General features: G+C 71.3%; 2 protein-coding genes and 1 tRNA gene. 1 reads left to right on the forward strand and 2 read right to left on the reverse strand.

The annotated features are described in order from the left end of the window. On the forward strand, window positions 1-400 hold a 400-nt coding region (locus VIP82_RS10720), incomplete at its 5' end, for a hypothetical protein (RefSeq protein WP_331908378.1). Window positions 401-829: 429 nt separating this feature from the next. Here VIP82_RS10720 and VIP82_RS10725 read toward each other — a convergent pair. Both VIP82_RS10725 and VIP82_RS10730 read right to left on the reverse strand, forming a co-directional pair. After that, window positions 830-1,645, reverse strand: coding sequence for an inositol monophosphatase family protein (locus VIP82_RS10725; RefSeq protein ID WP_331908380.1), 816 nt, complete (start codon window positions 1,643-1,645; stop codon window positions 830-832). Window positions 1,646-1,741: 96 nt separating this feature from the next. After that, window positions 1,742-1,826 (reverse strand) — tRNA-Tyr (locus VIP82_RS10730). Between the last annotated feature and the right edge of the window lie 86 nt (window positions 1,827-1,912).

The raw sequence follows: 1,912 nt of genomic DNA on the forward strand, positions 1-1,912 counted from the left end.
GGAACCGGCCCGTGACACGGAGAAGGCCGAGTTCCTGTCGACCGAGTGGTCGACCGGCTCGGCCTGGGAGGTCGGAGCGGGAGCTGCAATCACGACTGGGACTGCGGGAGTTGCGGGGACTGCGGGAGTGACGGGTGCTGCGGGTACCACGGATGCTGCGGGGACGAACGGTTCCGACTGGGCTTGCGATGCCGGCACCTCGGCTGCCGCGCGCCTCGGCCTCAACGCGCCGGGGGCCGGAGCGGCCGGGGCCGCGGGATACGCCGGAGCCGCGGGATACGCCGGAGCCGCGGGATACGCCGGAGCCGCGGTGAACGACGGAGCCACGGTATGCACCGGGGCCGCTGGCGCGGTGCGCACCGGGGCCGCGGGCATGGCTTGGGCTGCGGGTGAGGCGTAGGCCGGAGCCGCATCGGCCGGGGTGAACACGGCCTGCCACGAGGCATCCGTCTGCCGCTCGACCGGTGCCGCCTGCGCGACCGCCGGAGCCATCTGATGCTGCCCGATGGCCGCCGCACGCTGCGCCGCGGCGGTCTCGGCCGACTCGCGCTCACGGAGCTCACGACGAGTCAGGGGTCGCTCGGGCCGCGAAAGGGCCTGGGTGCCTGGCGTGGAATCGTCGGGCACGAGGGGGGACTCGAGCACGTGGGGGGAAACTCTCGGCTTCGTGGAAACGGACAACGCGGGGAGGTGGACATCCCGACAGTGCCGAGATAACAGGTTGGTAAAGACTACCCGTTCTCAGTCGCGCACGCCACGTCGAACCGCGATCTCCGCCTGTCAGAGCCCTGCGAGGCCGCGTATTCCGCGGCGACAGCGGGCAGTCGCGTCACGCGTCGATCCCGGCGCGTCGCAGCGCTTCGGCGATCTCCTCGTACAGCCCGGGCGCTGCCGCGATCACGAGCTCGAACGTGGCCGCTCCCCCGCCGGGACCTCCGACCCGCGCGCCTGCCTCCTGGGCGATCAGCGCGCCCGCTGCGTGGTCCCACGGGTTCAATCCGCGCTCGTAGTACGCGTCGAGGCGGCCCGCGGCCACCGCGCACAGGTCGAGGGCGGCTGAACCGACGCGGCGGATGTCGCGTGCGAGCGGCAGCAGCTCGAGCAGCACCTCGGCCTGGACGCGTCGCTGTTGCGCCGAGTACGAGAAGCCCGTGCCGAGGAGGGCGTGGCTCAGCGGGACATCCGCGTTCGCCTGCAGTCGCCGACCGTCGAGCCAGGCGCCACCGCCGGCGCGCGCCTCGAAGACCTCACCCGTGCTCGGGTTGACGACGACGCCCGCGAGAGCGGTCCACCGCGCAGGATCCGCCGACCCCTCGACCACCGCGATGCTGATCGCCCACGCGGGAATGCCGTAGAGGAAGTTCACGGTGCCGTCGATCGGGTCCACGACCCAGTTGACGCCGCTCGTGCCGATGCTGGCGTCGGCCTCCTCGCCGACGAAGCCGTCGTCGGGTCGCGCCTCGAGCACGAGACGCCGGATGAGCGCCTCGGTGTCGCGGTCGACCGCCGTGACGATGTCGACGGGCGACGACTTCGTCTCGGCGATGCTCACCCCGCCGCGTCGCGCCTCGAACGCGAATTCCGCCGCCTGCAGCGCGATGCGCCGAGCGAGGTCGAGCAGTGCAGCGGATGCGTCTTCACTCATGGTGACACGCTAGCCCGGCGGGATCCACGGCGCACCGCGGCATCCGTCGCTCACCGGGCCTGAAACCACGAAAGCCCCGGCTGACCGGGGCTTCTCTGGTGGCGAGTGAGGGATTCGAACCCCCGAATGCTGAGCAGTCTGATTTACAGTCAGATCCCTTTGGCCGCTTGGGTAACTCGCCATCGCACCCGACCACGTTCTGCACACAACCGGGGGCCTGTCAAGGATACCCGCCGAGGGCCGGTGCGAGAAATCGACGGCCTACGA

The sequence above is a fragment of the Microbacterium sp. genome (assembly GCF_036566905.1).
Taxonomy (GTDB): domain Bacteria; phylum Actinomycetota; class Actinomycetes; order Actinomycetales; family Microbacteriaceae; genus Microbacterium.